This window comes from Neobacillus niacini (assembly GCF_023715415.1).
Classification (GTDB): domain Bacteria; phylum Bacillota; class Bacilli; order Bacillales; family Cytobacillaceae; genus Neobacillus; species Neobacillus niacini_C.
Genome location: NZ_JAMBOB010000044.1, coordinates 1 through 502, shown reverse-complemented (window position 1 = coordinate 502; position 502 = coordinate 1). Strand labels below are relative to the sequence as shown.

Annotated in this window: 2 rRNA genes; both read right to left on the bottom strand. The window is 39.8% G+C overall.

The features are described from left to right. A 16S ribosomal RNA gene (locus M3189_RS26465) occupies positions 1–87 on the bottom strand; the annotation flags it as partial. A gap of 288 nt (positions 88–375) precedes the next feature. Continuing rightward, a 5S ribosomal RNA gene (gene rrf / locus M3189_RS26460) occupies positions 376–491 on the bottom strand. Between the last annotated feature and the right edge of the window lie 11 nt (positions 492–502).

The following is a 502-nucleotide window of genomic DNA, read 5'->3' as shown; positions in this document are numbered from 1 at the left end:
GTGCAAGCACCTCAAGATTCGCTCGACTTGCATGTATTAGGCACGCCGCCAGCGTTCGTCCTGAGCCAGGATCAAACTCTCCAAGAAAGTTGATATAGCTCATTTTGTTACGTTGGCTTAGCTTTTTTCAAAAAGCTAAAAAATTGTTTGTTGACGTTCTTGTTTGTTTAGTTTTCAAAGAGCAATTATTTTTAGCGACAAAAACTATCATACCATGCTAGCTCATTAGTGTCAACGTAAAATCTTATTTAAGTTTTTTATGTTGAGCCCCTTCACGAAGCAGCTTTTCAATAATAACACCGTTGGTGTATTAATGCAATAGAAAGTTTTTGTTTTTTTCTCTACTTAAGAGAAATAAAAGACTAAAAGTCTTTCGCCTGGCAACGTCCTACTCTCACAGGGACAAAGTCCCAACTACCATCGGCGCTGAGAAGCTTAACTTCCGTGTTCGGTATGGGAACGGGTGTGACCTTCTCGCCATTGCTGCCAGACTATTTTTTTG